This is a genomic window from Providencia sp. PROV261, from assembly GCF_028477945.1.
GTDB lineage: Bacteria > Pseudomonadota > Gammaproteobacteria > Enterobacterales > Enterobacteriaceae > Providencia > Providencia stuartii.
The window spans coordinates 182884-209378 of the sequence record NZ_JAMPMC010000010.1 but is presented as its reverse complement, the minus strand read 5'-3'; the positions used below and the strand labels follow the sequence as shown (position 1 = coordinate 209378).

Annotated in this window: 28 protein-coding genes and 1 riboswitch; of the genes, 11 read left to right on the top strand and 17 right to left on the bottom strand. The window is 39.4% G+C overall.

The window, feature by feature from the left end; all coding sequences use genetic code 11:
* Window positions 1-19 precede the first annotated feature (19 nt).
* Window positions 20-1657 carry a methyl-accepting chemotaxis protein gene (locus tag PR675_RS06885; protein ID WP_036940590.1) on the bottom strand — a complete coding sequence of 546 codons (1638 nt, stop codon included), beginning with the start codon at window positions 1655-1657 and terminating at the stop codon, window positions 20-22.
* Window positions 1658-2018: 361 nt separating this feature from the next.
* Between PR675_RS06885 and PR675_RS06880 the strand changes: the two genes are divergently transcribed.
* Both PR675_RS06880 and PR675_RS06875 read left to right on the top strand, forming a co-directional pair.
* Complete coding sequence (locus PR675_RS06880; RefSeq protein WP_004920759.1) at window positions 2019-2357, top strand: GlpM family protein; 339 nt, start codon at window positions 2019-2021, stop codon at window positions 2355-2357.
* A gap of 149 nt (window positions 2358-2506) precedes the next feature.
* Window positions 2507-2953 (top strand): hypothetical protein, encoded by a 447-nt coding sequence (locus PR675_RS06875; RefSeq protein ID WP_004920756.1) that lies wholly within the window; start codon window positions 2507-2509, stop codon window positions 2951-2953.
* Here the strand turns inward: PR675_RS06875 and PR675_RS06870 are convergent.
* Entirely contained in the window at window positions 2950-3732 is a 783-nt protein-coding gene (locus tag PR675_RS06870; protein ID WP_060561078.1) for a class I SAM-dependent methyltransferase, read from the bottom strand. The two genes, PR675_RS06875 and PR675_RS06870, sit on opposite strands and share 4 nt — an antisense overlap.
* Before the next feature lie 127 nt (window positions 3733-3859).
* Window positions 3860-4345: a GNAT family N-acetyltransferase gene (locus tag PR675_RS06865; RefSeq protein WP_060561077.1), complete on the bottom strand. Its 486-nt coding sequence runs from the start codon at window positions 4343-4345 to the stop codon at window positions 3860-3862.
* A gap of 162 nt (window positions 4346-4507) precedes the next feature.
* Between PR675_RS06865 and PR675_RS06860 the strand changes: the two genes are divergently transcribed.
* A complete protein-coding gene (locus PR675_RS06860; protein WP_036943916.1) occupies window positions 4508-4852 on the top strand; it encodes a DMT family protein in 345 nt (114 codons plus the stop codon).
* A 51-nt stretch (window positions 4853-4903) separates the two neighbouring features.
* On the opposite strand, the gene PR675_RS06855 is transcribed toward PR675_RS06860, so the two are convergent.
* Complete coding sequence (locus PR675_RS06855; RefSeq protein WP_014656137.1) at window positions 4904-6055, bottom strand: pyridoxal phosphate-dependent aminotransferase; 1152 nt, start codon at window positions 6053-6055, stop codon at window positions 4904-4906.
* Between the two features lie 267 nt (window positions 6056-6322).
* On the opposite strand from PR675_RS06855, the gene PR675_RS06850 reads away from it, so the two are divergent.
* Window positions 6323-6826: a DUF1543 domain-containing protein gene (locus tag PR675_RS06850; protein ID WP_014656136.1), complete on the top strand. Its 504-nt coding sequence runs from the start codon at window positions 6323-6325 to the stop codon at window positions 6824-6826.
* A 63-nt stretch (window positions 6827-6889) separates the two neighbouring features.
* Here the strand turns inward: PR675_RS06850 and PR675_RS06845 are convergent, their stop codons facing one another.
* The gene (locus tag PR675_RS06845) at window positions 6890-7246 is read right to left on the bottom strand and encodes a hypothetical protein (RefSeq protein WP_004920739.1); all 357 of its coding nucleotides are present in this window, start codon (window positions 7244-7246) and stop codon (window positions 6890-6892) included.
* 305 nt (window positions 7247-7551) lie between these two features.
* Complete coding sequence (locus tag PR675_RS06840; RefSeq protein WP_004920733.1) at window positions 7552-7773, bottom strand: hypothetical protein; 222 nt, start codon at window positions 7771-7773, stop codon at window positions 7552-7554.
* A 336-nt stretch (window positions 7774-8109) separates the two neighbouring features.
* On the opposite strand from PR675_RS06840, the gene PR675_RS06835 reads away from it, so the two are divergent.
* Window positions 8110-8484 (top strand): hypothetical protein, encoded by a 375-nt coding sequence (locus PR675_RS06835; protein ID WP_014656135.1) that lies wholly within the window; start codon window positions 8110-8112, stop codon window positions 8482-8484.
* A gap of 67 nt (window positions 8485-8551) precedes the next feature.
* Here PR675_RS06835 and PR675_RS06830 read toward each other — a convergent pair whose 3' ends face one another.
* Window positions 8552-8926, bottom strand: a complete 375-nt coding sequence (locus PR675_RS06830) for a hypothetical protein (RefSeq protein ID WP_004920727.1) — start codon at window positions 8924-8926, stop codon at window positions 8552-8554.
* A gap of 360 nt (window positions 8927-9286) precedes the next feature.
* On the bottom strand, window positions 9287-9523 hold the full coding sequence (locus PR675_RS06825; protein WP_004920724.1) for a DinI-like family protein: 237 nt from the start codon (window positions 9521-9523) through the stop codon (window positions 9287-9289).
* Between the two features lie 649 nt (window positions 9524-10172).
* On the opposite strand from PR675_RS06825, the gene PR675_RS06820 reads away from it, so the two are divergent.
* Window positions 10173-11630 carry an alanine/glycine:cation symporter family protein gene (locus PR675_RS06820; protein ID WP_004920719.1) on the top strand — a complete coding sequence of 486 codons (1458 nt, stop codon included), beginning with the start codon at window positions 10173-10175 and terminating at the stop codon, window positions 11628-11630.
* Window positions 11631-11813: 183 nt separating this feature from the next.
* On the top strand, window positions 11814-12722 hold the full coding sequence (gene yddG / locus PR675_RS06815; protein WP_004920715.1) for an aromatic amino acid DMT transporter YddG: 909 nt from the start codon (window positions 11814-11816) through the stop codon (window positions 12720-12722).
* A 26-nt stretch (window positions 12723-12748) separates the two neighbouring features.
* On the opposite strand, the gene brnQ is transcribed toward yddG, so the two are convergent.
* The 3 genes from brnQ to PR675_RS06800 form a co-directional block, all read right to left on the bottom strand.
* Window positions 12749-14080 carry a branched-chain amino acid transport system II carrier protein gene (gene brnQ / locus PR675_RS06810; RefSeq protein WP_004920713.1) on the bottom strand — a complete coding sequence of 444 codons (1332 nt, stop codon included), beginning with the start codon at window positions 14078-14080 and terminating at the stop codon, window positions 12749-12751.
* A 214-nt stretch (window positions 14081-14294) separates the two neighbouring features.
* Window positions 14295-15110 (bottom strand): sugar-phosphatase, encoded by an 816-nt coding sequence (gene yidA, locus PR675_RS06805; protein WP_004920710.1) that lies wholly within the window; start codon window positions 15108-15110, stop codon window positions 14295-14297.
* A 262-nt stretch (window positions 15111-15372) separates the two neighbouring features.
* Entirely contained in the window at window positions 15373-15756 is a 384-nt protein-coding gene (locus PR675_RS06800) for a helix-turn-helix domain-containing protein (RefSeq protein ID WP_004920708.1), read from the bottom strand.
* Between the two features lie 623 nt (window positions 15757-16379).
* Here PR675_RS06800 and mgrB point away from each other — a divergent pair.
* The 3 genes from mgrB (at window position 16380) to PR675_RS06785 (ending at window position 18532) form a co-directional block, all read left to right on the top strand.
* On the top strand, window positions 16380-16490 hold the full coding sequence (mgrB, locus tag PR675_RS06795; protein ID WP_376738365.1) for a PhoP/PhoQ regulator MgrB: 111 nt from the start codon (window positions 16380-16382) through the stop codon (window positions 16488-16490).
* A gap of 196 nt (window positions 16491-16686) precedes the next feature.
* Window positions 16687-18069, top strand: coding sequence for an amino acid permease (locus tag PR675_RS06790; RefSeq protein ID WP_060561076.1), 1383 nt, complete (start codon window positions 16687-16689; stop codon window positions 18067-18069).
* Between the two features lie 52 nt (window positions 18070-18121).
* Window positions 18122-18532, top strand: coding sequence for a GFA family protein (locus PR675_RS06785; protein WP_036940567.1), 411 nt, complete (start codon window positions 18122-18124; stop codon window positions 18530-18532).
* A gap of 79 nt (window positions 18533-18611) precedes the next feature.
* On the opposite strand, the gene pagP is transcribed toward PR675_RS06785, so the two are convergent.
* Entirely contained in the window at window positions 18612-19187 is a 576-nt protein-coding gene (gene pagP, locus PR675_RS06780) for a lipid IV(A) palmitoyltransferase PagP (RefSeq protein WP_014656133.1), read from the bottom strand.
* A 274-nt stretch (window positions 19188-19461) separates the two neighbouring features.
* A riboswitch (TPP riboswitch) is annotated at window positions 19462-19552 on the top strand.
* 52 nt (window positions 19553-19604) lie between these two features.
* On the opposite strand from pagP, the gene thiD reads away from it, so the two are divergent.
* A complete protein-coding gene (thiD, locus tag PR675_RS06775; protein ID WP_004920698.1) occupies window positions 19605-20402 on the top strand; it encodes a bifunctional hydroxymethylpyrimidine kinase/phosphomethylpyrimidine kinase in 798 nt (265 codons plus the stop codon).
* Window positions 20403-20448: 46 nt separating this feature from the next.
* On the opposite strand, the gene fbaB is transcribed toward thiD, so the two are convergent.
* From fbaB to baeS, 5 genes are all read right to left on the bottom strand, one after another.
* Window positions 20449-21498 (bottom strand): class I fructose-bisphosphate aldolase, encoded by a 1050-nt coding sequence (gene fbaB / locus PR675_RS06770; RefSeq protein WP_036940565.1) that lies wholly within the window; start codon window positions 21496-21498, stop codon window positions 20449-20451.
* Window positions 21499-21544: 46 nt separating this feature from the next.
* Window positions 21545-22450, bottom strand: a complete 906-nt coding sequence (gene yegS / locus PR675_RS06765; protein WP_004920694.1) for a lipid kinase YegS — start codon at window positions 22448-22450, stop codon at window positions 21545-21547.
* A gap of 428 nt (window positions 22451-22878) precedes the next feature.
* A complete protein-coding gene (trhP, locus tag PR675_RS06760; RefSeq protein ID WP_004920692.1) occupies window positions 22879-24258 on the bottom strand; it encodes a prephenate-dependent tRNA uridine(34) hydroxylase TrhP in 1380 nt (459 codons plus the stop codon).
* Between the two features lie 145 nt (window positions 24259-24403).
* The gene (baeR, locus tag PR675_RS06755; protein WP_004920688.1) at window positions 24404-25099 is read right to left on the bottom strand and encodes a two-component system response regulator BaeR; all 696 of its coding nucleotides are present in this window, start codon (window positions 25097-25099) and stop codon (window positions 24404-24406) included.
* On the bottom strand, window positions 25096-26490 hold the full coding sequence (baeS, locus tag PR675_RS06750) for a two-component system sensor histidine kinase BaeS (RefSeq protein WP_004920685.1): 1395 nt from the start codon (window positions 26488-26490) through the stop codon (window positions 25096-25098). The genes baeR and baeS overlap by 4 nt, the downstream gene beginning before the upstream one ends.
* Window positions 26491-26495: the final 5 nt, after the last annotated feature.

Sequence of the window (26495 nt, the reverse complement as noted above, 5' to 3'; positions counted from 1 at the left end):
TTGTTTGGACGAGTATGGCTTATTCTTGGTTATGCGATTTGGTTGGTGTAGAGGTAGGTTCAATGTGAAAGGTCGCAATGATCTCCTCAAGTAATTCAGATTGAGTTTTTAAGGATTGTAATGAACCTTGCAATTCTTTCGTCATTGCCGCATTCGCTTGGGTGGTGTTATCGAGTTCATTAATTGCAATATGGATTTGTCCAACACCATGAGTCTGCTCATTAGACGCATGCGAGATGTTCTGTATCATTTCATTAATATTAGCGGTACTTCTTGCGATAGCCACAATATTATCGTTAGCATCAGCGGCTAATTGGAAGCAGTGATGAATTTTTTCATTTGAATTATCAATCAGCACTTTGATTTCTTTAGATGCTTGATTACAGCTCATCGACAGCTCACGTACCTCATTTGCAACAACAGCAAAACCTTTGCCATGCTCGCCAACTCGGGCGGCCTCTACTGCGGCATTTAAAGCCAATAAATTAGTTTGAAAGGCAATATTATCAATGGTTGATGTGATTTTGCTGATCTCTTTAGAGAAATCGACGATATCATCCATGTTCTCAACGACGTCAGAAATAAGTTCACTACTCTTATCAATAGTAATGCCGTTCTGTGCCATTAGTTGGCAGGATTCATGAGTATGGGCGCTATTAAGTTTAAAGGATGAATCTAATTCCTCTATACTTGCAGCCGTTTCCACAATAGCAGCGGCTTGTTGATCTGCACGAATAGATAGGTCCTGATTCATTTGAGTGATATCACCGATCTCATCTTTGATAGTATGGGTATTAGAATAGATATTTTTGACGATATTAATTAACTTACTCTGCATATTCGAAACATGCTGTTTCAACAGTTTAATTTCTGCTAACCCTTTATTGTCAAAATGATGGTGAAGGACCCCTTGACTGACTTTTTCTATGCCATCAATGACTTGATTAAGAGGGCGAATAAATAAATGTTGTAGAACTAAACGTACGAGTAAGGTTACCAATGTTAGGCTAATGATCACCGCGATAATACCAATCAGACTTTTGCGATACAATTCTTCGCTTGCCGCGGTGATATCATGATAACCCTGATTTAACTGCTGATGATAATAATTGAAATTTTGTTCGAAAGTATCTTGAAAACCTTGTGTAGGTTGATTTAAGAATTCATAAGTTTTTCCTTGAACTAAAAATAGAGATAGTTCCATTAACGCTGAATGTAATTGAGTATAGCTTTGTTGTAACTCATTAAATGCTAATTCGTTTTTATTTTGTGTTAATTCTGTAAAAGTTGCCCATTGTGATTCGGTTTTATTCATCTTCTCCTGAAATTGTTGAACTAAACTATCAATATCAGTATTAGCAGTTTGCATTTTGTTTATCACTAACAAATGTCTTGAGCTGGCTCTATTTAAGGTATTTCGAGCCTGTAAAAGAGATTGCCATGTATCATTTAGTGCAGACTGCTCTTGATAAATATCATCTAGTCTTTCTAGTGCCGTTTGATAATTTTTAAGATAACTAAAAAATAACCAACATGAAGAGAGTAATAGTAGGATCAGTAATCCAGATAATATCCAAATGAGAGTTGTTGTTTTAAGACCTGAAAATGAGAACCGGGAAAAAGGGGAATCAGTTTTTTGTGAAGTCGCGAACATCATTATTATTTCCTTACATACTGTCGGTAACATGTTTCAACACGTACAAATAAACGACTTATTTGATATAAGGTGATGATCAAATCGCTAAGTGATTTGCTACACACCTTATGGTGGTCATACAGAAGTCAGGTGTAGGTATTCCCTAATGGTATCGGCAGGAAATGCGTATACTTTATATTCAAACTGAATGCTAACCGAAATATAACGAGGGCTTAATCGAGGAAATTGAAATTAACTTATTGTTTCATAATGATTATTTTTTGGTAGCACAGCAATATACCTAAGCAAAAAAATAACTGATTACTTTTTTATATTTAGAGATAATATAACTGTTAATGTTATTAAATAATAAGATACCACTATGCTTTCATTGTTCTTAAAGTGTTCATTAGGGGCATTAGCCGTTTTAATTATTGCTTTACTATCAAAAAGTAAGACATTTTATATAGCAGGTTTAGTACCTTTGTTCCCAACATTTGCCTTGATCGCCCATGTGATCATTGTTCAAGAGCAGGGAGCATTAGCACTACGTAAGACCGCATTATTTGGTATATGGTCATTAATTCCATATCTATTGTATTTACTGACAGTCTATTGGCTCGCCACAAAATTTTCAGCGTGGTTTTGTTTAGGGTCTGCGACGGTTGTCTGGTGTCTCTCAGCGGCGATATTGATCTACCTCTGGAGAATGTATCAATAATTCACAAAAGACAGTGTTATATGTCTACTTATCAGGAATAATTATTTTTTAATGTAAATAATTCATTCTGCGCTCACTTATTTGTCGCATTTTGTTACAATTTCAATATAGTAATTAGGTACGTTTTATAAAAAATCGCTGTGGTAAAAATGTTATTAAGAAGCCTAGTTCTGTTGCTTATGGTTGGTGGTGCTTATATTGCGGGTATTATGACGAATATCGCTCAAGTATCAGAATTCGACACTAAAAAGAAAATTGAAAACTCAGTAGAAGATTTTCTCGCTTACCCAACGGCGGCTAAGTATCGAAATGTTAATTACCATGTGCTGAATAAAACCCAGGATGGTGAAGAAACGGGTTATTATTGTGGTGAAGTATTTGGGTTTAAAAATGAGTTACCCTATGGCTTTAAACGGTTTATCGTGCGCTCCCATAAAAATGCGTCAGGTAACACGATGGTATCCATTCCTTTTGTTGAAGAAATTGATGACATTATCCCAATAGAACAATTTGAATTTGTATGGGAAAAATATTGCCAGCCAAACAAGCAGGCTGATTTATCAAAAAATCAGCCTTCATCATTTCTAAATGACTAGGCGGTTTTAATCGCAAATGTCGCTAAAAAAGTCGGCAGGTAATGGTCAATAACAAATCGAGGGTTAGGTTGCCAATCTTCATAAAACCCAGCGAGCTGAAAACCGGCCTTCATTTGTCCACCAATTAAATCGGTTAATGAATGGCCAAAAACAAAAGCTTCTTGATTTTGCTGTTTCAAGTGGATTTGTTCCTGGGTTAATGCCTCTATTTCAGAAAAAGGCATTTTATAAGTCGGCTTAATTATTTGTTGCTCCTTATATTGTGGGTCACGGTCACCGACAAAAACGATTGGGTTAAAAAAGCTGGATAGTAGTTTGCCATGTGTATTTAAAACACGATGGCATTCACGCCAAACAGGATTTACATCCGGTATATAAAGATTAGAAATAGGGTGGAAAATGAGATCAAAGTGGTTATCTGGAAATACGTGTAGATCTCGCATATCACCTTGGATAGTTTCTAGTTTTAAATTCTCACGAATAGCAACTTGTCTATCTTGTTCTAATTGTTTATCTGATAGGTCAAAAACAGTGACATCAGCACCAGCAGCAGATAAAACAGGGGCTTGTTGCCCTCCTGCTGAGGCTAGACATAGAATTTTTTTCCCTTTTATATCGCCAAGCCACGCTTTAGGTAATGGCGAAGGCGTCAAATGAACTTGCCATTCACCTTGTTTTGCTTTTGCAATGGTCGGAGAGTCAACGGGAATTGACCAAGGCTGTTGCAGTAAAGCTTGCTTATCCCATGCTTTTTGATTAGCGGCTAAAAAATCAGTCATAAAAAGAACTCCTCAAAACATTATTTTACTAATGTAACGTAAGAAACGAGGAATGAAAACAAAAATGTACTACTTAGTACATTTGATGGGGGTGTTGTGGAAAATGGAACTGTAGCGCTATGATGGTTTATGGTTTAACTAAATAGTAGAGAATATGCTCGAAGGTAAATTCAGCAATTTTCTGCATACCTAATTTCTGATGTGCTTTTAAAGAGCGTATGTTACTACTATTAATAAATGCGACGGGTTGACCGGTCTGTTTAGCACATATCGTGTCATACAGGGATTTAAGAATACTTTTCCCTCGATATGCAGTATCAATACATACGGGACCGTAAAACCAATTATTTTCTATAATGGGGGCAAAGTGTTGGGTGATATATTGCGCCAATGCAGGGAGGGTTTTAGCGTGAGGGCTAAAACTAAAAACGACGCCAACAATATGTTCATTTTCATAGGCTACAACGGTATGACTTGCGCTAGCAAACATCCCTTTAACTTTACCTAAAGGGTACTCACCTAATAACCCACCACCTTGTGATTGTGCGTTAATTTGCAACAATTGGGCAACTTTTTCACAATCCGTTATTTCCATTAATCGGTACTGGATCATAATACGATTCCTCAAAATCTCTTCATTTATTGATGAATATAGCAGGTGGTTTTACCAATAAGGATCCGCAGTGTCGATAGTGAGAGTGAAAAATAAATTCTAATGAATTTTATTTGTTTTGATCTCATAATGGTCAAAATTATCTGCTCAACGTTAACCAAAATGCTTGCTAAATCTTATCCTATTTTATTATTAGTGATTTCAAATGTTTTTATGATGTTTGCATGGTATGGACACTTAAAGTTTACAGATAAGCCACTGTATAGCATCATTTTTTTCAGTTGGTTAATTGCATTTGTAGAATATTGCTTTGCGGTTCCAGCCAATCGGCTAGGGCATCAATATTATAGTGCAGCTGAATTAAAAACGATGCAGGAAGTTATCACACTCTGTGTCTTTGTGGTGTTTTCTGTGCTTTATCTTGGGGAGAGTATTTCGATAAACCATATTATTGGCTTTATTTTGATCTTTGCGGGCGCCTTTTTTATCTTCAAAGGCCCATTTTAAGGGCTTAAATATGTCTCTCCCCTGTCTTAAATATAGGGGAGAGACGAGCGACTATACCCAACCTTTCTCGCGGAACTGTTTTAATACAATAACAAATTGCTCCATCTCTTCGGGGGTACCTAGCGTTAAACGGCTCCAACCCATTGCTGGTGGAAATTCACGTCCAACCATAATGTGCGCATCGGCCATTCTTTTTTGGTATGTTTTGACATCACCTTTAACTTTATGAAAGATAAAATTCGCTTGTGAAGGGGCATAGGTAATACCGAGTTCATCTAATGCGGTTTCAACGATTTTTCTAGATAAGTTATTGGATTTCAGACTATATGCAATAAATGATTTATCCTGCAAAGAAGCAAGAGCGGCAACGGCGCCAGCCGTATTGGTATTATCTAAAGGTAAAAACGCATCAATGGCAGCAATAACTTCAGGGGTTGCGATACCGTAACCAACACGCAGTCCTGCTAACGCAAAAATCTTTGAAAAGGTGCGAGTGACAACAAGGTTATTTTTACCCTGTTTCACAAGCTCAATGGCACTGATAAATTTCGGGTCTTCAACGAATTCAGCGTAGGCTTCGTCTACGATGAAAAATTGTTTATCTGAAGATTTATGCATCCATTCGCTTAATTCGCTTGCTGGTGTGATCATCGCCGTTGGGTTATTTGGGTTACAGATATAAATGATTGATAACCCATCAAATTCATCAGCAAGTTGTTCCATTTTTTTTAGGTCGAATGACAAATCTTCTTTTAACGGAACTTTAGTGATTTTACCTGCAAATGATTGAGTATATAACTCGGCGTAATTGAATGTTGGGTCGGGCGTAATAAGTTGAAGTCCTTGATTTTGTTGGCGTGCTTTTGCTGCTAGCATCGCAACGGCAGCTTGGATGGTTTCTGAAGAGCCATTTCCCAATGTGACATGCTTGTCGGTCAAGGCATAGTGTTTACCTAGTGCTGCAATTAGGTCAGCTCTAGCATCATCAGGATAGCGGAATGAACCGGGTAGAGCGGCAATAACGGCATCTTTTGCTTTTGGCGACATGCCGAGTGAATTTTCATTAAAATTAAGCAGTAAAGGGTGTTGCGCATCAAGCAAAAATTGCGTTTTTGTTTCCGCAATAGCTTGATTGAAAAGAGAGTTTACAGCTAATCCGCCCATAACGGCTGAGCTTGTTTTTAGAAAAGAACGACGATCCATGGTGTTTCCTTGCAAAAAAAATAGTAATCATTAGATTACTGAAAATAGATTTGTTGTAAATAATTATTTATCACAAGTGATTATTTATTCATTTTGTTAAGATCGGACTTTAAGCAAAATACAGGTTAATTATTACTTTAATATATTGATAAATATAAATAATCACTCAGAATTTATGGTTTGTTGTGATAAAAAATTTCTTTTCATACATCAATGGTTATATAATGAATTATATATCGAAGGTTGTATAATAATTTGGATGATAAAATGAAGTTATTTATGTTTTATGTTGGTGGCAATGCAGGGAAGTCAAATATAGAAGTTCATGATATTCAATTCGTTGTAGCCGAAAAACCGACAGATGCTTGGCCTGCATTGCGGGAAGCTTGGTTTGGCGATAAGGATAAGATCCATATCGACGGCTATGCAACGATTAATTGGGTGGATGGATTTAAAATCGAACTACATCAGGAGCCTTCTTTAACGACACAGCGGCTATACTTTATTAATGTTGGAGGGTATCAGCCATCTACTCTGGCCGAACTGCATGAGTTTGATCTATTCGTTGCTGAATCGGCGGCGGAAGCAAAGCAAAAAGCGATTAATGCATTATTAGTTAATTGCCAACAGCAGCATAAAGACAATTTAAAGGATGTTGATGATTGTCTCTTATTGGATCAAATTGGCAATTATTATATTCACCTTATCCCTCAGCCAGACGGTGAGCATTTTAAGCCTGAATGGCAAGGCTATCAGCCTATCGGTATATGATTTTTATCTCGTAGGTCGTTTGATGATGTGAGTTGTAGGGCAGTGTTAACTGCCCTAATTCGTTTATCGCTGTTGAGGGGTATTATTGTTTGAAATTTCAATAACGGAGACTCGAACAACGTATTGTTTACCACTTTCTCCCTTTGGCGCATCAGCTGCAATTTTTTTCAGGGTCTCATCTGGCTGAGTTGTCTGAATTGACGTTGAATATTGCATTGCTCCATTATGGCGACCATAGTGACGGCCAGAACCGTTGTAGTGACGGTTATTATCACAAGGGCGGTCATTATATTGTTGCTGATTGTGATAACCATTTTTATGCCAAGCACCATCACAATAATTATTATCGTTATATGCGAAAGAAGAAAAGCTAATGGCAAATAAACTTGCTGAAATAAAAAGAGGCTTTAAATAATTCATATTTATACTCCTGTTGGGTACCGACTAATAATTATTTTGGCTCTTTTATTTATTATTTCAATGTTATTTACCTAAATAAAGAGATATATCATAGTTTCATCACTAACTACTCTTATTTCCTTCACAATGAAAAAAAGTTGTATTGATCTTTAAAATAAAGTAACTATTTTTATTTTTTATAGGCAGTAATACGTAATAAACATATTGGTATTTTGAATACGCTTCTTCTTTCAATTGCAATTAATTGATTTATAAGTAATTTTATGTTGATTGGCACGGGTTAAATTGGTTATGGCATGCTACCGTTATAGATCAGAGAAAAACTTTGCTAATTTACTCAATGAACTAATTGAAGCGACGGCAATCTCTTTATTATAATCGTCACATAAAACTAACAATCTATCAATAGCGTCTTCTTGCTCGATTGAACATTTATAATCACCTAAAGCATTAATTGCCGCTATTTTTACATCGTTGTTAGTACCATAAGTAAGCTCAACAAGATTTTTTACGATCCTCTCTTTCATTCTATTCCCATATTTAAATGATAATCATTTCTCGATTATAATATTATGAGTGAAATTAGAAAACGTTTTTTTTATTAATGAATAATGAAAAAATATAAAAATTAAATATCAAATTAATGTGATGGAATATTATATTGAATGAAAAATTAATTAAATTGACAATATTATAAGTTAATTAATAAAAGATAAGATATCCTTAATAACGGCTTATAGAACACGCTTGTTGTATTCACCAATAAATCAAATTTTAGCGAACTTGGCTCATTTTGTTCACATAAAACAAGTTAATATCGTTATAATTAGTCTGACTAGCTAAATGCCAAGAAGGATTATGTATTGAAACGTATAAAAACCAAACTGTTTATCGTCATTTTGATTATTATTGCTGGCTTTGTATATCAATATGTTACAGCAATTCATGACTCCGACATTCAAAAAATGGCTCAGCAATTGGTCGAAAATAAACTCGCCTCACAGCAACCTGTGAACTTCAATGACGTTAAGGTCGTTAAGCGGAATCAATACAAAGAAGGTGAAAGTGTAGGCGTATGCGGCACATATCAGGTCGGTAATGATGGTCGTGCACTACTTTTTGTTGCTAATATTGATATTCGTGACGGGCAATTTTCAGGAAAGAATCAGTTATTGTTGAGCGATAACGAGGACATTCAGGCCTCTATCAAGACGATATGCCAAAAAGAGCAACCATAACAGCTCATGAGATAATAGAATGTGCCCAGTTTCGATAGAGACTGGGTACATTTTTATAGATTGATGCTTATTTCGTTTTGTTCAACAGAAGCTCAGTTTGGATTTTGCAAGCGGAGATTGAGTCATTTAGCGATTTCGCGAATTCGTCCTGGCTCTTAAAGCTACCTTTATTATCGCGGATGGTTTTAATGACAACAGCCAAGTTCTTTTGTAAATCAGCTTCGTTTGTCTCTAATTTAGCGAGATCAACATTTTTACTTTTTAGCTGAGTAAGTGCATCTGCTGCTAATTCGTTGCTGCTTTTATCTGAACGATAGGCATCATTGAGTGTTTGGCCTGTAATATCACAATAATCAATGGCAGTTTGGCTAATATTTAGTGGTTCATTAGCGCCTAGTGCGATAATCGGTGTAAAGCATACAGCAAGTAAAAGACGTTTCATGGCAGTACCTCTAGTTTTACACTAAATGAATTTTAACTTTATCGGATAATAGACAGAGACTATAGCAGAATAGGCCGAAAAGAGGGTGTCCTAAGTATTATTTCGCATTTTGAAACAAAAAAAGAGCCAGTAAAAACACTGGCTGCCATATTGAGCAAAAGCAATGTAAATGAAAATTACGTTATATAATTTTTCATACAACGGTAATAAGAAAAGCGGTTTTGTGACTAAGATTAGCTTATTTGTAACAAATATGATCTTGATCAGCAATTGCCATTATGGAGAGATGGAGGAGGAGAGAGTAACCAGCCTTTAATTTAATGAATATAAGTAAAGGCTGGCTAAAACATAGGCGAATAATTATTTTGACCAATGCCCATGATGGAGAACGTCTTCAACTAATTCATGAAGAACGATATGAGCTTCTTTGTCATCATGAAAACCAGAAGTTTCAAATGTAGTTGCTCCAGTATCATGAATAATATAGAGATCGCTACCTGGATAAACTTCTAATACCCTTGCTCTTAGTTCTGAAGCAAATGCGTCATAAAGGCTTTGGGATACAGCATCATCAGAGATTTTAATGGTGATTTTCATTTTTTAACCTTAAATAGGGTTTCGATTTAATTGTAAATTTTATGGTGATGTATAAATAGAAGCAATAATCATTTTTCAATACTCTTTTTACGATGTTTCTTTAAATGTTCTATTTGCTTGTTTAATAAACAGTTTGAGGGTATTCACCCTTAATATAAGGCAATAAATTTATTGAATAATAAACTGAATATGCTGATGAAATTAAATTATTCATTTTATTAGTAGAGCAGGAATTATTAATAATAAAGAAATATGTATTTATAAAAGGGAATAATATAAAATTTTGATTATTATATAACCAAGCTGGTGAATAAAGCGATAATATCATAAAATCAAATGATTAACTTTATGGTTTTACTCTTGCTGTGAGTGTAACTTGTTGATTTTAAATAAAAGTATTATCTAGCACACATCTTTATATTAGGTATTTATATAACAAATATTAATCTCAAAATTTAAATTTAAAAAATGTTTTACACGGAAGATAAAAAAATATAGTTTTATGACTCTTTGTTTTGTATTTCATTGTGCACGTTTAGGGATTGGTTTCTTATAATCGAAAGGGTGCTTGGTGAGATGAAACATTACAAAGATTATCATTAATTATACAGCGATCTTTATTTACATATAATAAAGTAAGGGGAATGGTTTGGTAGAAATCGTAAATTATCTAAACGACATTGTTTGGGGGTCGCTCCTCATCTATTTATTACTTGGCGTAGGTGTTTACTTTACACTTCGTACAGGATTTATTCAGTTTCGCCATTTTGGTCATATGTTTGGTGTTTTAAAAAATAGTAATCAAGCCGATAAAGCAGGGATATCGTCTTTTCAAGCATTGTGTACCAGCTTAGCGGCTCGGGTGGGAACAGGGAACTTAACCGGTGTTGCCATTGCGATAACGGCAGGAGGCCCTGGAGCCATTTTTTGGATGTGGGTGGTTGCGATGTTAGGGATGGCAACCTCATTTATTGAATCAACCCTCGCTCAATTGTACAAAACAAAAGATGACCAAGGAAATTATCGAGGCGGTCCTGCCTACTATATGCAAAAAGGGTTAAACCGCCGTTGGATGGGCGTGTTATTTTCCATCTTTTTAATTATTGCATTTGGATTGGTATTCAATGCCGTTCAAGCAAACTCAATTGCACAAGCAACTGCTGTAGCATTTGATTTTAACCCTCTATATGTTGGCATTGCGCTTGTGGTGATGAGTGGTGTTGTTATTTTTGGCGGATTAAAATCAATTGCAAAGGTTGCTGAGCTAATCGTTCCTATTATGGCATTGGCTTATTTACTGCTAGCATTTTGGGTACTTGGACATCATATTGAACGCTTACCTGACGTCTTTATGATGATTATCCGCAACGCTTTTGGGTTACAGGAAGCGGCAGGGGGGGCAATTGGTTACGGTGTTGCTCAAGCGATGACTCAAGGTATCCAGCGCGGGTTATTTTCGAATGAAGCGGGGATGGGGTCTGCACCGAATGCAGCCGCTTCTGCCGCTCCATATCCCCCACATCCTGCTTCACAAGGTTATGTGCAAATGCTGGGTGTTTTTATGGATACGATTGTTATTTGCAGTGCGACGGCGATCATTATTCTCTCGTCTGGTGTACTTGAAAACCCAATGGATAAAATCAGCGGAATTGAATTAACGCAGCAGGCCTTGTCATCTGTCGTGGGAAGTTGGGGTTCAACCTTCATCGCAATCGCAATCTTTTTCTTTGCATTCACTTCAATTATTGCCAACTATGCTTACGCAGAGAGCAATATGATATTCTTAGAAAATAATCACACCGCAGGTTTGCTTATCTTGCGCCTAGCTGCATTAGGCATGGTGATGTTTGGTGCCTTAGCCGAGATGCCATTGATATGGAAAATGGCGGATTTATCGATGGGGCTGATGGCAATTACTAATTTAATTGCCATCTTGCTGTTGTCTGGTATCGCGTTTAAATTAACCAAAGATTATAACTTGCAAAGGAAAGCAGGAAAAATTCCTACATTTGATATTGCTCAGCACCCTGAATTAAAAACGCAGGTAGAAGAGGGGATTTGGGATAAGGAAAATGTAGCCCAGTGGGATAAGCAAAAATCTATTTAATCATCATAAAAATAAGAGTCATGTCATTCTGGCTGGCTCTTATTTCCCTCTTATTGACGCCGATGTCAGCTAGCCCATTTTCACTCAATTTAATAAAGGTTATCAATAATACTTGCTTTCTAATAGGCTGAGCTTTAAGGTTTTTCTCATAAATTCAAAACTAACGGTTAAATTGAGTAAACAATGAAATTAGGGCAACATGCAGCAACATTTTATGGCGTAGTCTCTATTTTACTGTGGAGTACGATTGTTGGTTTAGTGCGAAGTGCGAGTGAAAACTTTGGTGCTGTTGGTGGAGCCGCATTAATTTATAGCCTTGGTACTGCCATTCTGGTTGTATTTATGGGGTTTCCCAAAATTCGTGCTTATCCTAAGCGCTACTTAATTTGGGGAACATTACTCTTTGTTAGTTATGAAATGTGTTTTGTATTAGCTCTGGGGTTGGCAAAAGACCGACAACAGGCTATTGAATTAGGGATGGTGAATTATTTATGGCCCAGCTTTACGATAGCATTAGCTGTTTTGTTTAATCGCCAGCGGTTTACTCTATTGCTTGGTATTGGGCTACTGTTAGCATTTGCTGGGTTAATATGGGTCATTTCGGGTGATCAACCTATTTCAGTCGCGGCAATTGCGGATAATATTTCAAGTAACCCATTAAGTTATTTACTCGCTTTTATTGGAGCTGTCCTCTGGGCGTTTTATAGCAATGTGACTAAGCGTATTTCTGGGGGGCATAATGGAATGGTGCTATTTTTTCTACTCACTGCGATAGGGTTATGGATACTTTTTGCGTTTGAACCTAATAAGCAATTCAATATTTCATGGCACAGTATCACATTGCTGTTAGTGGCATCCTTAGCAACAGGCGGTGCGAATGCGTTATGGACGCTCGCTGTGATCCGAGGCAATGTCGCTTTATTAGGTACGTTATCTTACTTTACACCTGTCATATCAACGGCGTTTTCGTCAATTCTATTAAGCACTGCGCTGACATTAGGTTTTTGGCAAGGAGTGGTAATGGTAACTCTTGGGTCGATTATCTGCTTTCTTGCAACTCGGCGGCCATCTAAGGTAAAAAGCGCCCAATAAAGTAGGGCGCTATCGTTGGTAATTAATTATGCTTTTTCATCGGTTAATTGCACGGTTTTGTTGCAAAAGAGGTTGCCAACAAACAGTGAAATTATGAAAGCGATAACACCCGGTATCAACCAGCCCATACCTTGTTCAAATAGTGGTAAGTTTGAAACAAGGAAGCCCTTCACATTATCACTTAGCAACGTCATATTATTTAATGTATCTAATAGGCTCATAAAGACGATAACAGCGATAGTAATACCGTAAGTGACTCTTGGTGCAGCCATATAACGTCTTGCAAATTGCAGGAATACAATGGTGACCGAAGATGGGTAGATCATTAATAGCGCAGGAATAGTCACTCTTAATAATGTGTCTAGGCCGAAAGTAGAGACAATGGTGGTCAGCAATGTGAAAAAGACCACCCAAAAACGGTAACCTAAGCGATGGTGGAAAGTCGCAAAGTAGTCAGCACAAGCACTCGTTACGCCAACAAGGGTTGTCATGCTAGCTAATAAGACAATCCCACACATGATCCATGTGCCAATTGAGCCGAATAATGTATCCACGTAACGTGAGAATATTTGACCACCATTGGTTGCTGTATTGGCTACAAGTTCACTGGTTGCGCCAAGATAGAATAAGCAAATATAGAGTGCAGCGAGTAAGCTAACAGAGATTAAGCCTGCTTTGATGGTAATAAAAGCCACTTGGCGAGGCTGAGTGATATTTTTTGATGCTAAAGCACGAGCGACAATCCCACCAAAGGCCATGGCAGATAGCACGTCCATGGTTTGATAGCCATCAATTACCCCACCAAAAAAGGCATAATCGGCATATTGTTTTACTGGTGCATTAATCGGAGATAATGGCTCTGCCACCACAGCGATCCCGACCACAACCAATAGAATAAGCAAGGCTGGGGTCATAAACTTGCCGATTGCGCTGATCATCGTGCCTTGTTTAAGCATAAAGAACAAAGAGCACACGTTAAAAATCAAGGCAAAGGTAAGGTGTGAGGTGGTGCTTTTTTCAATGAAACCTAATGGAATGAAGCCCATTTCAAAAGCCGTATTTGTCACCCTTGGCATCGCAAAGGTTGAACCTACAATTAAGTATAGCGCCACCCAAAAAATGACAGCAACCCACTTAGGTAAATCCACAGACAGGCGCTCACCACGGCCTTTAACGGCGACGGTAACCAGAGTCATAAAGGGCAGGATAACACCCGTAATAATAAAGCCAAGCGATGTGCTGAACCAATCTGTACCCGATTGGTAGCCTGCCATAGGAGGGAAAATAATGTTTCCTGCGCCTAAAAATAGCGCGAAGACCATCATCCCAAGAATTACCATATCTTTAGTCGAAAACATGTTACTACCTGTTTGTAATGTATATTTTGCAATGAATATTTTAGTATTACAGTATTTTTAAGGGGGCAGATAGTATCAAATTTAGAAAGCTAAGTAAGGTTTTAGTCATCCATTTGGCTTTTGGATGTAGGGAAATAGGGAAGGGAATGGGTAAACAAGCAGTCTGATTCTGTAAGATATGATTAATTGGCAGTGAATATCACTGCCAAAAAGATTATTGTTGGTTAATAAATTTATTTAGCGCAACGGCGACACCGTCTTCGTTATTGGTGGCAGTGACAAATTTTGCAATATCACGAACGTTATCGATAGCATTTCCCATAGCGACGGGAAATTTGGCGTATTGCAGCATTTGTATATCATTATTTTGATCGCCAATACTCATGACTTTATCAGGTGTAATGCCGAGTTTTTCACAAATTAGCTGTAGTGCTGCGCCTTTACTTGCCGTTTTACTGGAGATTTCTAAAAAGTAAGGGCTGGTTTTTATGAGAGAATAACTTTCAAAAGTATCTTCAGGAATATAACTGATCCCAACGCTCAGCTTTTCAGGCTGGTCTATCATCATCACTTTAGTAAATTTGAGACTGGGATCCATTTCGTTTGCTGGACAATATACGAGTGGAGTATTTGTCAAATAAGCATCATGGACGGTGTAATGGCTAATGTGACGGTTGGCGGTGAACATGGTGTTTTGTGCAAGTGCATGCATATGCACACCAACATCGTTAGCGAGAGAAACAAAATATTGGTAATCCTCAAAATCGAGAAGGTTTTCAATTAAATGGGTACCATCATTGGCTTGATGTATCACACTACCATTATTGCTGATGCAATAATCTGATGCATTATCTAGCCCAAGTTCTTGAAGGTAGGGGAAGATCCCAGAAAATGGTCGCCCAGATGCAAGTACGACACGGACACCTTTATTTTTTGCCTGAATAACCGCCTCTTTAACAGCAGGGGTGATTTGGTGTTGAGAGTTGAGTAAAGTGCCATCTAAATCAATCGCTACCAGTTTGATAGACATCAACGCCTCCGGTTAATGATGTTTTATTGAAATACCTTACTCTATTTACACAAAATGTAAATTAGCTAAAAAAGAGCAATAACGAGAAACCGGTGCAACATGAGCCATTTTATCGTTCGCCACGATCTTAAAATGATTAAGTAAATGATTTTTGCCGCTTATTGATAACCTAACTGAGTTAGAAAATAAAACGGCATAAGTGACAATGGCTTATGGCATTGGGTGATGTAGGGGGAGGGGCCTCAACGCAAATAAGGCATCTTCACTCACCGTTATGGGTTAAATGCAGTGGCTCCTTTACATCTAAATCAATATCAACATTTTGTCTGAAATCAAACGGTGTAATGCCGTATTCCTTCCTAAACATATAGGTAAAATGTGATTGTGAGCCAAATCCAAAGTCTAAGGCGATATCAAAAATAGACTGATCGCTATTTCTTAATAGGTTGACTGCACCCGCCAGTCGACGTTGGCGAATATATTTACCTAATGAAATCCCTGTGACTTCCTTAAAGATTTTCTGCATATGCCAGAGGGAGTAGCCTGAGTAGGCGGCAAGCTCTTCCAAATGGATAACACGACCTAAATGTTCTTCGATCCATTTGCTTAGAGCATCAACAAGTGCTAAGTGGTTGTCTTGTGGCATCTCGATTCAATTACTGAGGTCGTTGACCTTTTGGTGTTAGATTTTTGTTCAAAATACATCTGTTTTGTCGAATTGAGTCAACGAAAGCATTATTCCTCAATCACGTAATAGAAAACAATAGTAAAACAGATTGCATCCGAACCCCATAGGGCGAGTTTATACCCCTTTTAGCATGGTACAGCGATCTCGCATAAACGTATCTACCCAGCTTCATTTATTTAGAGATTAGCTAAGTATTTATTGGTAAGACTAAAAAATAAACACGAATAGCTAATGGGCTAAATAAGGTAGCTGAAGTATACACAACTTCATTTGATCATGACAAAGGCCGCTTGTGCGGTATTACGATTAAATTGATGAAAAAAAAGCCAATTAAACACAATTTTTGGCAATGAGTAGGAAAAATAAGCATAAAGACGAAAATTGACATGAACTGCTTATTTTCCTCAAATTTTATTCTGATGGCTGAGGTAACATTTGGCATCAAAACATAGTCTATTCGCCAATAGTATCATTCTGTTTATCTTAGCTTTACCGTAATTTATTGATAATTAATAATTATGGTGCTGTTTTTTTAAGGGAGAGTATTGTTGAAATACAAATTGATCATCGGTGTATGCATCGTGATAACCTGTATTTTTTTATATCTTTTAGCCATGGATAGCCTTTGCGACCAAGGTGGTGAAAATTTTATATTTGGAATATGTCAAATAACTGACTTGTTACCGTTTTGATTTTATCCTTTAATACGCCATACTGTGCGTCTTGCGCATCTTTATCAGATAACATCAATATTTAATATGATAAAGGCTCAAGATAGGGCAGAGTATGTGTTTCAGTAGTGTTAATAATAAAATTCAAATAAACTTGTATGCTTAGCTCAATCAATAGAGATAACAAGCAAGTACATAGGATGATAAGGGTAAAGTTATGGCGCAAGAGCAGCAAACGCTAAAGCGTGGATTAAAGAATAGGCATATCCAATTGATTGCTTTGGGAGGTGCCGTTGGCACAGGGCTGTTTCTTGGAATAGCAACAACCATCAAAATGGCAGGCCCTTCGGTATTGTTAGGGTATGCATTATGTGGGGTTATTGCTTTTCTGATCATGCGCCAGTTAGGGGAAATGATCGTTCAAGAGCCTGTTGCAGGTTCATTTAGTCACTTCGCATTTAAGTATTGGGGAGGCTTTGCAGGCTTCCTCTCCGGATGGAATTATTGGTTTATGTTTATCCTCGTTGGGATGACGGAACTGACTGCCGCGGGGAAATATATGCAAGGGTGGTGGCCTGATTTACCGATTTGGGTTTCTGCCATCGTCTTTTTTATCGTTGTAAATGCGGTCAACTTTATTAATGTGCGCGCTTATGGTGAAACTGAGTTCTGGTTTGCCTTAATCAAGGTGGTTGCAATTGTTGCGATGATCCTCTTTGGTTGTTATTTACTGTTTAGTGGGCGAGGTGGTTCAGAATCTGGGCTGTCTAACCTATGGGAATATGGCGGCTTCTTTGCTAACGATTTTCTTGGTTTATTAATGGCTCTTGCTATTATTATGTTTTCATTTGGTGGCTTAGAGTTAGTCGGGATCACCGCCGCAGAAGCTGAAAAACCTGAACAAAGCATTCCTAAAGCGATTAACCAAGTTGTTTATCGTATCTTGATTTTCTATATAGGCTCGATATTAATTTTATTGCTGTTGTACCCATGGGTTAAATTAGATAACGATACAAGCCCATTCTATATCATCTTCCATAATTTAGGTGATGCTCTGGTCGCCAACGCATTAAATGTGGTTATGTTGATAGCGGCGCTGTCCGTTTATAACAGCGGCGTATACTGTACCAGCCGTATGCTATTTGGCCTTGCTCAACAAGATAATGCACCTAAGTTTCTGGCGAAAGTCAATAAAGGTGGTGTACCTATTATGGCATTAATTATTTCAGGTATTGTGACTTCGGTAGGTATCTTGATCAATTTTGTGATGGAAGGGAAAGCCTTTGTATTTTTAATGTCATTAGTTGTGACAACGCTAGTCATTAACTGGATTATGATTTGTATTTCTAACTTAAAGTTTAGAGCGCAAATGAACAAGCAAGGTATTGAAACTAAGTTTAAAAGTATCTGGTATCCGTTCGGCAACTACTTGTGTCTCGCTTTCTTGGCATTGATCTTGATTGTGATCTTGATGATGGAGAGTTTGAGAATTTCTGTACTGATTATGCCATTATGGATAGGCGTCCTGTGGATTGGCTATCAATTCTCAGGTGCGAAAAAACAAGGAATGGCGAAAAAGAAGGCATCGACAGCTAATTAATTAGCACTCATATCAATTAGTGTAATTATTCAATACATTGATAGGAGACACTATGGATACACGGTTTGCTCAGTGCCACTGTGGCAGCGTTAAATTCAAAGTCACACTATCCGATGGATTGAATACCGCAAGAAGATGCAATTGCTCCTACTGTCGTATGAGGGGAGCAATTGCGGTCTCTGCTCCGTTATCAGGTATTGAAATTATCGAAGGCAAAGATAAATTGACGGAGTATCGTTTCAATACACGCCAAGCCGCCCACTTTTTCTGCTCAATGTGTGGCATTTATACCTTTCATCAACGACGTTCAAACCCTGAACAGTATGGGGTCAATGTGGCTTGCCTAGAGGGTGTTTCACCTTTTGATTTCGAGACAGTCAATGTGATGGATGGCGTAAATCACCCAAAAGATGGCGGTGGTGGCGTTATCGGGTATTTAACTTATCGGAAAGTTGCTGAATAACTTCATTTAAACAATAAAATAGCCAGTGACAGAGCGTTGTGACTGGCTATTTTTTTAGGTGCTTAATAAAAGGTTGGTATTACCATTGCCAACGTAACCAAGCAAAGAGCACGTTACCGTTGTTATATGTTCCAGGGATATAGGTTGCTTGCAGTGCTAATCTGTCATACTCCATAGAAACTAATGGAAGAGGAAGTGGCAGTGGGATGTAATAATAATCATCACGCGCGGTTACACTCAAGGTGAAGCCAGCCCCCATTTTAAAACCGTCTAGTTCCCCAGGGATCCACATTTTTTGATAAGCATAGCCCGCGATTGGCTCTACTTTATTATGAGAGTCCATGAATGCCATAGCATATAGTGCATGCCAGTCATTGTCTTCATCATAGCGATATTTACCTAGCCCAAATCCCCATGGGGTTTCGTTATAACTATCGGTTTTCTCTTTATCGTAAGTAAAGCGGTTATGCCATGTTAAAACGGGAACATAGATATCGTATTGATTTGAATCCCAAGTGGTACTGACATTTCGGGTAAATTTATCCCATAGCCCCTCAGACTCCTTATCAGTAGAAGGGGATGAAGCAAAGCAGAAGGCGGTCATCATTAAGGCTGATGCCCCTACAACTTGCTGCAATTTTTTGTTAACTCTCATGGTAAATCCGACTCAGGTTAATGCATGTTTTGGATATTGTAGATTGAGGTAGTGAGCCAAAAATATCACTGCTCACGAAATGATTGTGCTCATTAATTATTTTAGATTACCTAGGTGCGATATAACAGCATTAATTGATATTTACTAATATTGGCAATAGTCTTAATTATTTAGATACTAATGCGAGTATTATTCGGTTTTTCCTGAATAACAGGCGTCAGCAAGTGGTGGATAGGCTGGTTTGTAGCAAGGAAAAATGCGATACTCTATAAGTATTTTTGGCTCGGGGCGTCGATAAAGACTGAGAAGCACCCGTATTACCTGATCTGGATAATGCCAGCGTAGGGAAGTCGGAAGCGTCAATGATAAACCTTCCAATAAGACCGCTCCTTACGTTGTGCTTAGGAGTGAGATTTCATGAGAATCAATGCGTTAACCATCGCGGGAACAGACCCATCGGGTGGAGCGGGGATCCAAGCAGATTTAAAAACCTTTTCGGCTCTTGGTGCTTATGGCACGAGTGTCATGACGGCGTTGGTGGCGCAAAATACCCGTGGTGTTCAATCAGTTCATGAACTCCCTGAGACGTTCGTGGCAGCACAACTTGAATCCGTACTCAGTGACGTACGCATTGACAGTGCTAAAATTGGCATGCTGTTCAATCAGAAGGTGATTGCGGTCGTTGCTCAGGCTTTAGAGCAGTACAACATCCCTCATGTGATTTTAGATACGGTCATGATTGCCAAAAGTGGCGATCCTCTACTACAGCCTGATGCCGTTGATGCAATGAGACGAAAGCTGTTGCCATTGGTATCATTGATTACCCCGAATTTACCTGAAGCTGCCTCGCTATTAGGTGAACACACTGCCAAAACAGAATCTCAAATGTTAAGTCAAGGGCATCGATTACTGGATATGGGGTGCCAAGCTGTTTTGATGAAAGGGGGGCATCTTAGCGACAGTGAAAGCCCTGATTGGTTAATAACTTCAGAAGGTGAATGGCGTTTTACCTCACCAAGAGTGAATACTCGTCATACACACGGTACGGGATGTACATTGTCTGCTGCACTCGCTGCATTAAGGCCACGCTTTAAGGATTGGCAACAGACTGTTCCGGAAGCAAAAGCTTATTTACAAGCGGCGTTAGAGCAAGCTGATAGCTTAGAAGTGGGGTCGGGGATTGGGCCGGTTCACCATTTTCATGCATGGTGGTAATGCATAGATTGAAAATGCCCTCGTATGAGGGCATATGCGAGGCGAATTAAGCGATAGTCACGTCTTTACTGAGGTAAACATCCTGTACGGCATTGATCAATGCCACACCTTCTTGCATGGATTTCTTAAAGGCTTTACGGCCTAAGATGAGCCCCATGCCGCCTGCACGTTTATTGATAACCGCAGTGCGTACTGATTCGCTCAGATCATTTTGTCCAGAAGCGCCACCTGAGTTGATAAGACCTGCACGCCCCATATAACAGTTCGCTAATTGATAACGAACAAGATCGATTGGGTTATCGGTTGTGAGTTTGGTATACACGCGCTCATCGGTGTGACCAAAGCCAATCGCTTTATAGCCGCCGTTATTTTCAGCCATTTTTTGTTTTACGATATCCGCACCGATAGTTGCCGCGATATGGTTTGCTTGCCCCGTTAAATCGGCACTTGCGTGGTAATCAACGCCATCTTTTTTAAATGCGGAATTGCGTAAATAAGCCCATAGAACGGTTACCATGCCGAGTTCATGTGCTCGTTCAAATGCCGCAGAAATCTCTTCAATTTGGCGACGAGACTCAGGAGAGCCGAAATAGATAGTCGCACCGACCGCAACGGCACCCATTTCAAACGCTTGTTCAACACTGGCATATAAGGTTTGGTCGTATTGAGTAGGGTAACTGAGGGTTTCGTTATGGTTCAGTTTGACTAAGAAAGGAATTTTATGCGCGTAGCGGCGCGAAACGGCAGCTAAGACACCATAGGTAGAGGCTACGCAGTTACAACCAGCCTCAATCGCTAATTCGACAATATTTTTAGGGTCAAAATAGAGCGGGTTGGCAGCAAATGAGGCAGCGGCTGAGTGTTCAACGCCTTGGTCAACGGGAAGAATAGACAGATAACCGGTGCCAGCTAAGCGACCATGGTTAAATAAAGTCTGCATTGAACGAAGTACACTATTGGGGCGGTTATTATCGATCATCACACGGTCAACAAAATCTGAGCCAGGCAGATAAAGGTTTTCACGAGGGATAGTTTGGCAACGATGGTCTAAAAGAGTTGAAGCTTCGGAACCTAACAGCTTAGCGATATCAGTCATGACTTCCTCCATTTAACAAAAGTCTAGGGGATGTTAATCATAAAATTTAAGATAACAAGCCACATTGAGGCGGTAACCGGCAGTGGATCGCTTCAGGTAGTAATTCAAAGGTGAAAGTTTCACCAGAAAGCGGCTCTCCGTCCAAATTAAATACCATTTCATGGGGCGATGAAATTTTTACCCAACGAGTTGTTTTTTCAATTAAATGCTGATTTTTATCATTGCTGAACAAATTGGTCAGTAGAGCGGGTATCACATCGCGAGCGGGTATGATGAGCAAATTCAATTTACCATCATCGATTAATGCATCGGGGGTTAATTGTTGTCCACCACCCGCCTGTATTCCATTACCGATAGCAACAACCAGAGTTTCGCCTTCCCAATGAAAATGCTCTGTTTCAATCCGACAGGTATCAGTTTTTAGTGTGTCAGGGCGCAACAAGCCATTAATAACATAAGCTGCGCCACCCAGTGCTGACTTAAGAGCATCCGGCGTTTCTGTTGTGATCCGAGTGCCAAACCCCCCCGTGGCCATATTCATAAAAAAAGCATCATGATTGACTCTAGCAATATCTATCGCCACTGATTTGCCTTTTACTGCTAATGCTAAAGCAGCATGGATATCCATAGGGATGTTGGCGCCAGTAGCAAAATCATTAGCTGTACCTAGCGGTAAGATACCAATCGCGGGGCGTTGCTTTTCAGGTAAGCGCATTAACGCACTGGCTACAGCGTTAATTGTGCCATCGCCGCCACCGGCGATAATTGTTTCTGCACCTTCGCGGATTGCTTCATCAATAAAAGTAGGTAATTCACTGGTTTCCCATGGGATCCTCACCAAAATTGTATGACCTTCTTCACGTAGCTGGTAGATGGCTTTTCTTAGCTCAGGGTTGGCAGATTGTTTACCGTTGAGGATGATAAGTGCGCGATGAAGTTTATCGATAGCCATTTTGATCCTTGTAGTGATAACAACAGTGATCACAGTATAGACACAACGGAGGGATAAATGACAATAATTCAATAATCACATTGATAGATTAAATCATTCTATAGGGGAGATAAAAAAGAAATGGCTAGCTCAAGGGAGATTGAGCCAGCCAAGGAGGTGGTTCCTAGTCTTATTTTATGACTTTCTAGTTCTTCATTTTCGATTGTGACTATACGACATTGAATAGCTAATTGTTGTGATCTATTGCATAAAAATGGATATTAAATACATTTTTACGGTAAAACACTATTTATGAGAATGATTATCAATTGAAGTTGATGTTTTATACTGAGATAGTTTGAAACGGAAAAATAAAAAATGCTAGAAATTCAATCAATTAAATTAATGAATTCTAGCATTATAATCAATTAGCTTAATGCGTAACGAAATTAAGCCGTAGTTGATGATTCAGTTTGATGTGGTGAGCGAGTCGTTGTGCCTGATAGGTTACGTATTAGCAGGCCAAAATTTAGATCAACATCATCAGGAACAGGCAGATAAACAATATGACCGTTGCCCGGTGCCACGTCAATGGCTTCCCCTTTACGGTTATGGAGCGCATCAAGGGTAAACACAATGTTTCCAGCTGGAGTCATTAATTCTAAGCTATCACCTAGACTAAATTTATTTTTGACGTCAACTTCTGCGAGGCCGTTAACACGTTTACCCGTAAATTCACCCACAAATTGCTGAGTTTCAGAAACCGAATAGCCATATTCATAGGTTTGATAGGCATCATGGGTGTGACGGCGTAAAAAGCCTTCGGTATAGCCACGGTGAGCTAAGCCTTCTAAGGTCGAAAGGAGAGTTGGGTCGAATGGCTTACCGGCAACCGCATCATCAATTGCACGGCGATAGACTTGTGCTGTACGTGCACAGTAATAGAATGATTTTGTGCGTCCTTCAATTTTTAAGGAGTGCACACCCATTTTAGTCAAGTTTTCAACGTGTTCTATCGCGCGTAAATCTTTGGAGTTCATGATATAAGTGCCATGTTCGTCTTCAAAGGCGGTCATATACTCACCAGGACGTTTAGCCTCTTCGATCATAAACACTTTATCGGTCGGGGCACCTTCACCTAAAGTTGGCGCTATGTTTTTGACAGGGATAGGCTCATGCATATGCACGATATTTCCCACATCATCTTCTTTGCCTTCTTCAACTTTATATTCCCAGCGGCAGGCGTTGGTGCAAGTACCTTGGTTTGGGTCGCGTTTATTGATATAACCTGACAGTAGGCAACGGCCAGAGTAGGCCATACACAGTGCACCGTGAACGAATACCTCTAATTCAATATCAGGCACCTGTTTACGAATTTCAGCGATTTCTTCAAGTGAAAGCTCACGTGATAAAATGACGCGAGTCAGACCCATTTGCTTCCAAAATTTTACCGATGCCCAGTTAACTGCGTTTGCTTGTACGGATAAATGAATATCCATGTCAGGGAAGGCTTCGCGAACCATCATAATCAAACCAGGGTCTGACATGATCAACGCATCTGGCCCCATTTCAATGACAGGGGTTAGGTCGCGAATAAAGGTTTTCAGCTTGGCATTATGCGGTGCGATGTTAACAACGACATAGAACTTTTTACCAAGTTCGTGGGCTTCTTGGATCCCTTTAGCAAGGTTTTCGTGGTTAAATTCGTTGTTACGCACGCGAAGGCTATAACGAGGTTGCCCTGCATAAACGGCATCTGCGCCATAAGCAAAAGCATAACGCATGTTCTTTAATGAACCTGCGGGCGATAATAATTCTGGTGTAAACATGTTGCTTCTCAGTCTGATATCAAGTCAGTACTTACCCTAGGGCGGATAAGCATTTTAAAGGGAGCTGATTTTAACTCTATTTTTCAGGAAATCAAAATATTCCCTACAAATAGTAAGTATAACTGACTTGCCTCAATGTCTAGGATTACACCTCATCCCAGCGATAACCTAAACCATAAATAGAGCGAATAAATGTTTTCTCGTTATCGAGTAATTCGAGTTTACGCCGTAAGTTTTTAACATGGCTATCAATTGTTCTATCGGTGACGATGCGGTGATCGTCATACAGAATATCTAATAGCTGGTCACGGGAAAAGACGGTGCCAGCGTTGTCCGACATAAACTTGAGTAAACGGAACTCGGCGGGAGTTAACTCAAGCAGTTGTTCGCCATAGCGGACTTGAAACGCATTTTCATCGATAATGAGCTGGGGCCTGCTTTTATCCGGAGAAGCCGCGCGTTGGCAACGCCGTAAAATAGTCTTCACCCTTGCGACTACTTCGCGAGGACTAAAGGGTTTACAGATATAGTCATCGGCACCAATTTCTAACCCTAACAGGCGGTCAATTTCTTCCGTTTTAGCCGTCACCATAATGATCGGTATCTCGCAAAATTTGCGCAGTTCACGGCAGATTGTTAGCCCGTCCATCCCCGGTAGCATCAAATCAAGGAGGATAATGTCGGGTTGTTGCTGACGCACATAGTCAATGACTTCATCACCACGCTGCAATATTGAAGGCTGATAACCTGCCGCCTGAAGGTAATCATAAAGCAGTTGCCCAAGTTTTGGCTCATCCTCAACAACTAATACGTTGGCACTTGAAGGCTCTAACACTGTCACTGTTCACTTTCCTTTTGATTGAGCGGTAAGTGGATAGCAATACACACGCCGCCTAAAGGGGAAGGGCTAGCGTGTATGCTTCCCTTATGCGCTTCAATGATATTATAGCAAATCGCTAACCCTAAGCCAGAGCCTCCGCTAGCGCGGTTACGAGACCCTTCGGCTCGATAGAAACGCTCAAATAGGTGGCTACACTGCTGGATGGTTAACCCCGGTGCACTGTCTTCCCAATAAATAGAAAATTGATTCTCTTCAACCAAGGCTCGAATGACTATTTCACCTTGCGGGTCGGTATAACGTAGGCTATTTTCCATCAAATTGTAAAATAGCTGCGTGATTCGGTCTGGGTCAATATTGATGATCTGCTGCTCAGGTAAATTTAGCGTAACTGAAAGCTGTTTTTCTTCGAGCCGCCAGCGTGATTGCCCAACGGTCATATTAATTAAAGGCACAATATCAGCAGATTGGATGCGATACACCAACGAGCCTCTATCCGACAGGGAAAGTTGATGTAGGTCGTTGACTAATTTGATTAATGTGTGTGTCTCTGCCAGTAATGAATTGATGGTCTCAGGTGTCGCTTGGCGAACGCCATCCTGAACGGCTTCGAGTTCACCTTGCAAAACGGATAGAGGAGTGCGCAGTTCATGAGAAATATCTGCCATATAGTCTCGGCGCATATGCTCATTTTTTTCCAGCGTTGATGCGAGGTGATTAAAGTCTTTTGCTAGCTGACCGAGTTCATCATGACCGACTTCAGGAACGCGGGTTGAAAAGTCGCCATTGGCAAGTTGGTTCGTCCCATCTAACAGCCGTTTGATGGGTCTTAAAAAACCACGTGCTAAGAAAAATGTAGCAATCAAGGCAACGATTAATGATAAGCCAGCAATAAACCAACTGGTGAGCATCTGTTGATCATCAAAACGGCGGTCAATTTCATTGCTAATCCCATCTCCACTACTTGCAATGACCCAACCTACCGTTTTGCCATTAGATGAGATGACGGGTTGTCGGATAACATCATCCGGTAAAGGAACATCGCGGCCTAATATTCGGCGGTCTTGGCTATCATAAACCCAAAAATATGAGCGCCACCCCTTTGGTTTAGTCGGCGGTAGGGTGCGCTGGTGGTGTTCAATGCTGCGTAAAATATGAAAGAAAGCACGTTCATTACGGATCAAGAAGCGCCAACTCCCCGTTTCATCGTATTGCTCAGCAAGAGCGTCAGCGATCAGCTCAGCACGCTGTTGGTCATTTTCTTTAATATAGTCGGTAAAACCATGCTGGAAGCTTAAACGTACTCCTTGGTGCATGATCACAACGAGGAGTATGCATGTCGCAAAGATAGCCAAAAATAATCGAGTACTGACGCTATTAAATCTGAGTTTCATTATAT

What these genes read in the sequence shown, in the direction of transcription:
- PR675_RS06875 (WP_004920756.1), top strand. Translation starts at nt 2,507, where the DNA reads ATGTTATTAAGAAGCCTAGTTCTGTTGCTTATGGTTGGTGGTGCTTAT.
- PR675_RS06855 (WP_014656137.1), bottom strand. Translation starts at nt 6,055, where the DNA reads ATGGATCGTCGTTCTTTTCTAAAAACAAGCTCAGCCGTTATGGGCGGA.
- PR675_RS06840 (WP_004920733.1), bottom strand. Translation starts at nt 7,773, where the DNA reads ATGAAAGAGAGGATCGTAAAAAATCTTGTTGAGCTTACTTATGGTACT.
- PR675_RS06825 (WP_004920724.1), bottom strand. Translation starts at nt 9,523, where the DNA reads ATGAAAATCACCATTAAAATCTCTGATGATGCTGTATCCCAAAGCCTT.
- brnQ (WP_004920713.1), bottom strand. Translation starts at nt 14,080, where the DNA reads ATGTTTTCGACTAAAGATATGGTAATTCTTGGGATGATGGTCTTCGCG.
- thiD (WP_004920698.1), top strand. Translation starts at nt 19,605, where the DNA reads ATGAGAATCAATGCGTTAACCATCGCGGGAACAGACCCATCGGGTGGA.
- PR675_RS06800 (WP_004920708.1), bottom strand. Translation starts at nt 15,756, where the DNA reads ATGCCACAAGACAACCACTTAGCACTTGTTGATGCTCTAAGCAAATGG.
- yddG (WP_004920715.1), top strand. Translation starts at nt 11,814, where the DNA reads ATGAAATTAGGGCAACATGCAGCAACATTTTATGGCGTAGTCTCTATT.
- yegS (WP_004920694.1), bottom strand. Translation starts at nt 22,450, where the DNA reads ATGGCTATCGATAAACTTCATCGCGCACTTATCATCCTCAACGGTAAA.
- PR675_RS06885 (WP_036940590.1), bottom strand. Translation starts at nt 1,657, where the DNA reads ATGATGTTCGCGACTTCACAAAAAACTGATTCCCCTTTTTCCCGGTTC.
- pagP (WP_014656133.1), bottom strand. Translation starts at nt 19,187, where the DNA reads ATGAGAGTTAACAAAAAATTGCAGCAAGTTGTAGGGGCATCAGCCTTA.
- PR675_RS06830 (WP_004920727.1), bottom strand. Translation starts at nt 8,926, where the DNA reads ATGAAACGTCTTTTACTTGCTGTATGCTTTACACCGATTATCGCACTA.
- PR675_RS06845 (WP_004920739.1), bottom strand. Translation starts at nt 7,246, where the DNA reads ATGAATTATTTAAAGCCTCTTTTTATTTCAGCAAGTTTATTTGCCATT.
- PR675_RS06790 (WP_060561076.1), top strand. Translation starts at nt 16,687, where the DNA reads ATGGCGCAAGAGCAGCAAACGCTAAAGCGTGGATTAAAGAATAGGCAT.
- PR675_RS06785 (WP_036940567.1), top strand. Translation starts at nt 18,122, where the DNA reads ATGGATACACGGTTTGCTCAGTGCCACTGTGGCAGCGTTAAATTCAAA.
- PR675_RS06850 (WP_014656136.1), top strand. Translation starts at nt 6,323, where the DNA reads ATGAAGTTATTTATGTTTTATGTTGGTGGCAATGCAGGGAAGTCAAAT.
- fbaB (WP_036940565.1), bottom strand. Translation starts at nt 21,498, where the DNA reads ATGACTGATATCGCTAAGCTGTTAGGTTCCGAAGCTTCAACTCTTTTA.
- PR675_RS06880 (WP_004920759.1), top strand. Translation starts at nt 2,019, where the DNA reads ATGCTTTCATTGTTCTTAAAGTGTTCATTAGGGGCATTAGCCGTTTTA.
- yidA (WP_004920710.1), bottom strand. Translation starts at nt 15,110, where the DNA reads ATGTCTATCAAACTGGTAGCGATTGATTTAGATGGCACTTTACTCAAC.
- trhP (WP_004920692.1), bottom strand. Translation starts at nt 24,258, where the DNA reads ATGTTTACACCAGAATTATTATCGCCCGCAGGTTCATTAAAGAACATG.
- PR675_RS06860 (WP_036943916.1), top strand. Translation starts at nt 4,508, where the DNA reads ATGCTTGCTAAATCTTATCCTATTTTATTATTAGTGATTTCAAATGTT.
- baeS (WP_004920685.1), bottom strand. Translation starts at nt 26,490, where the DNA reads ATGAAACTCAGATTTAATAGCGTCAGTACTCGATTATTTTTGGCTATC.
- PR675_RS06870 (WP_060561078.1), bottom strand. Translation starts at nt 3,732, where the DNA reads ATGACTGATTTTTTAGCCGCTAATCAAAAAGCATGGGATAAGCAAGCT.
- PR675_RS06865 (WP_060561077.1), bottom strand. Translation starts at nt 4,345, where the DNA reads ATGATCCAGTACCGATTAATGGAAATAACGGATTGTGAAAAAGTTGCC.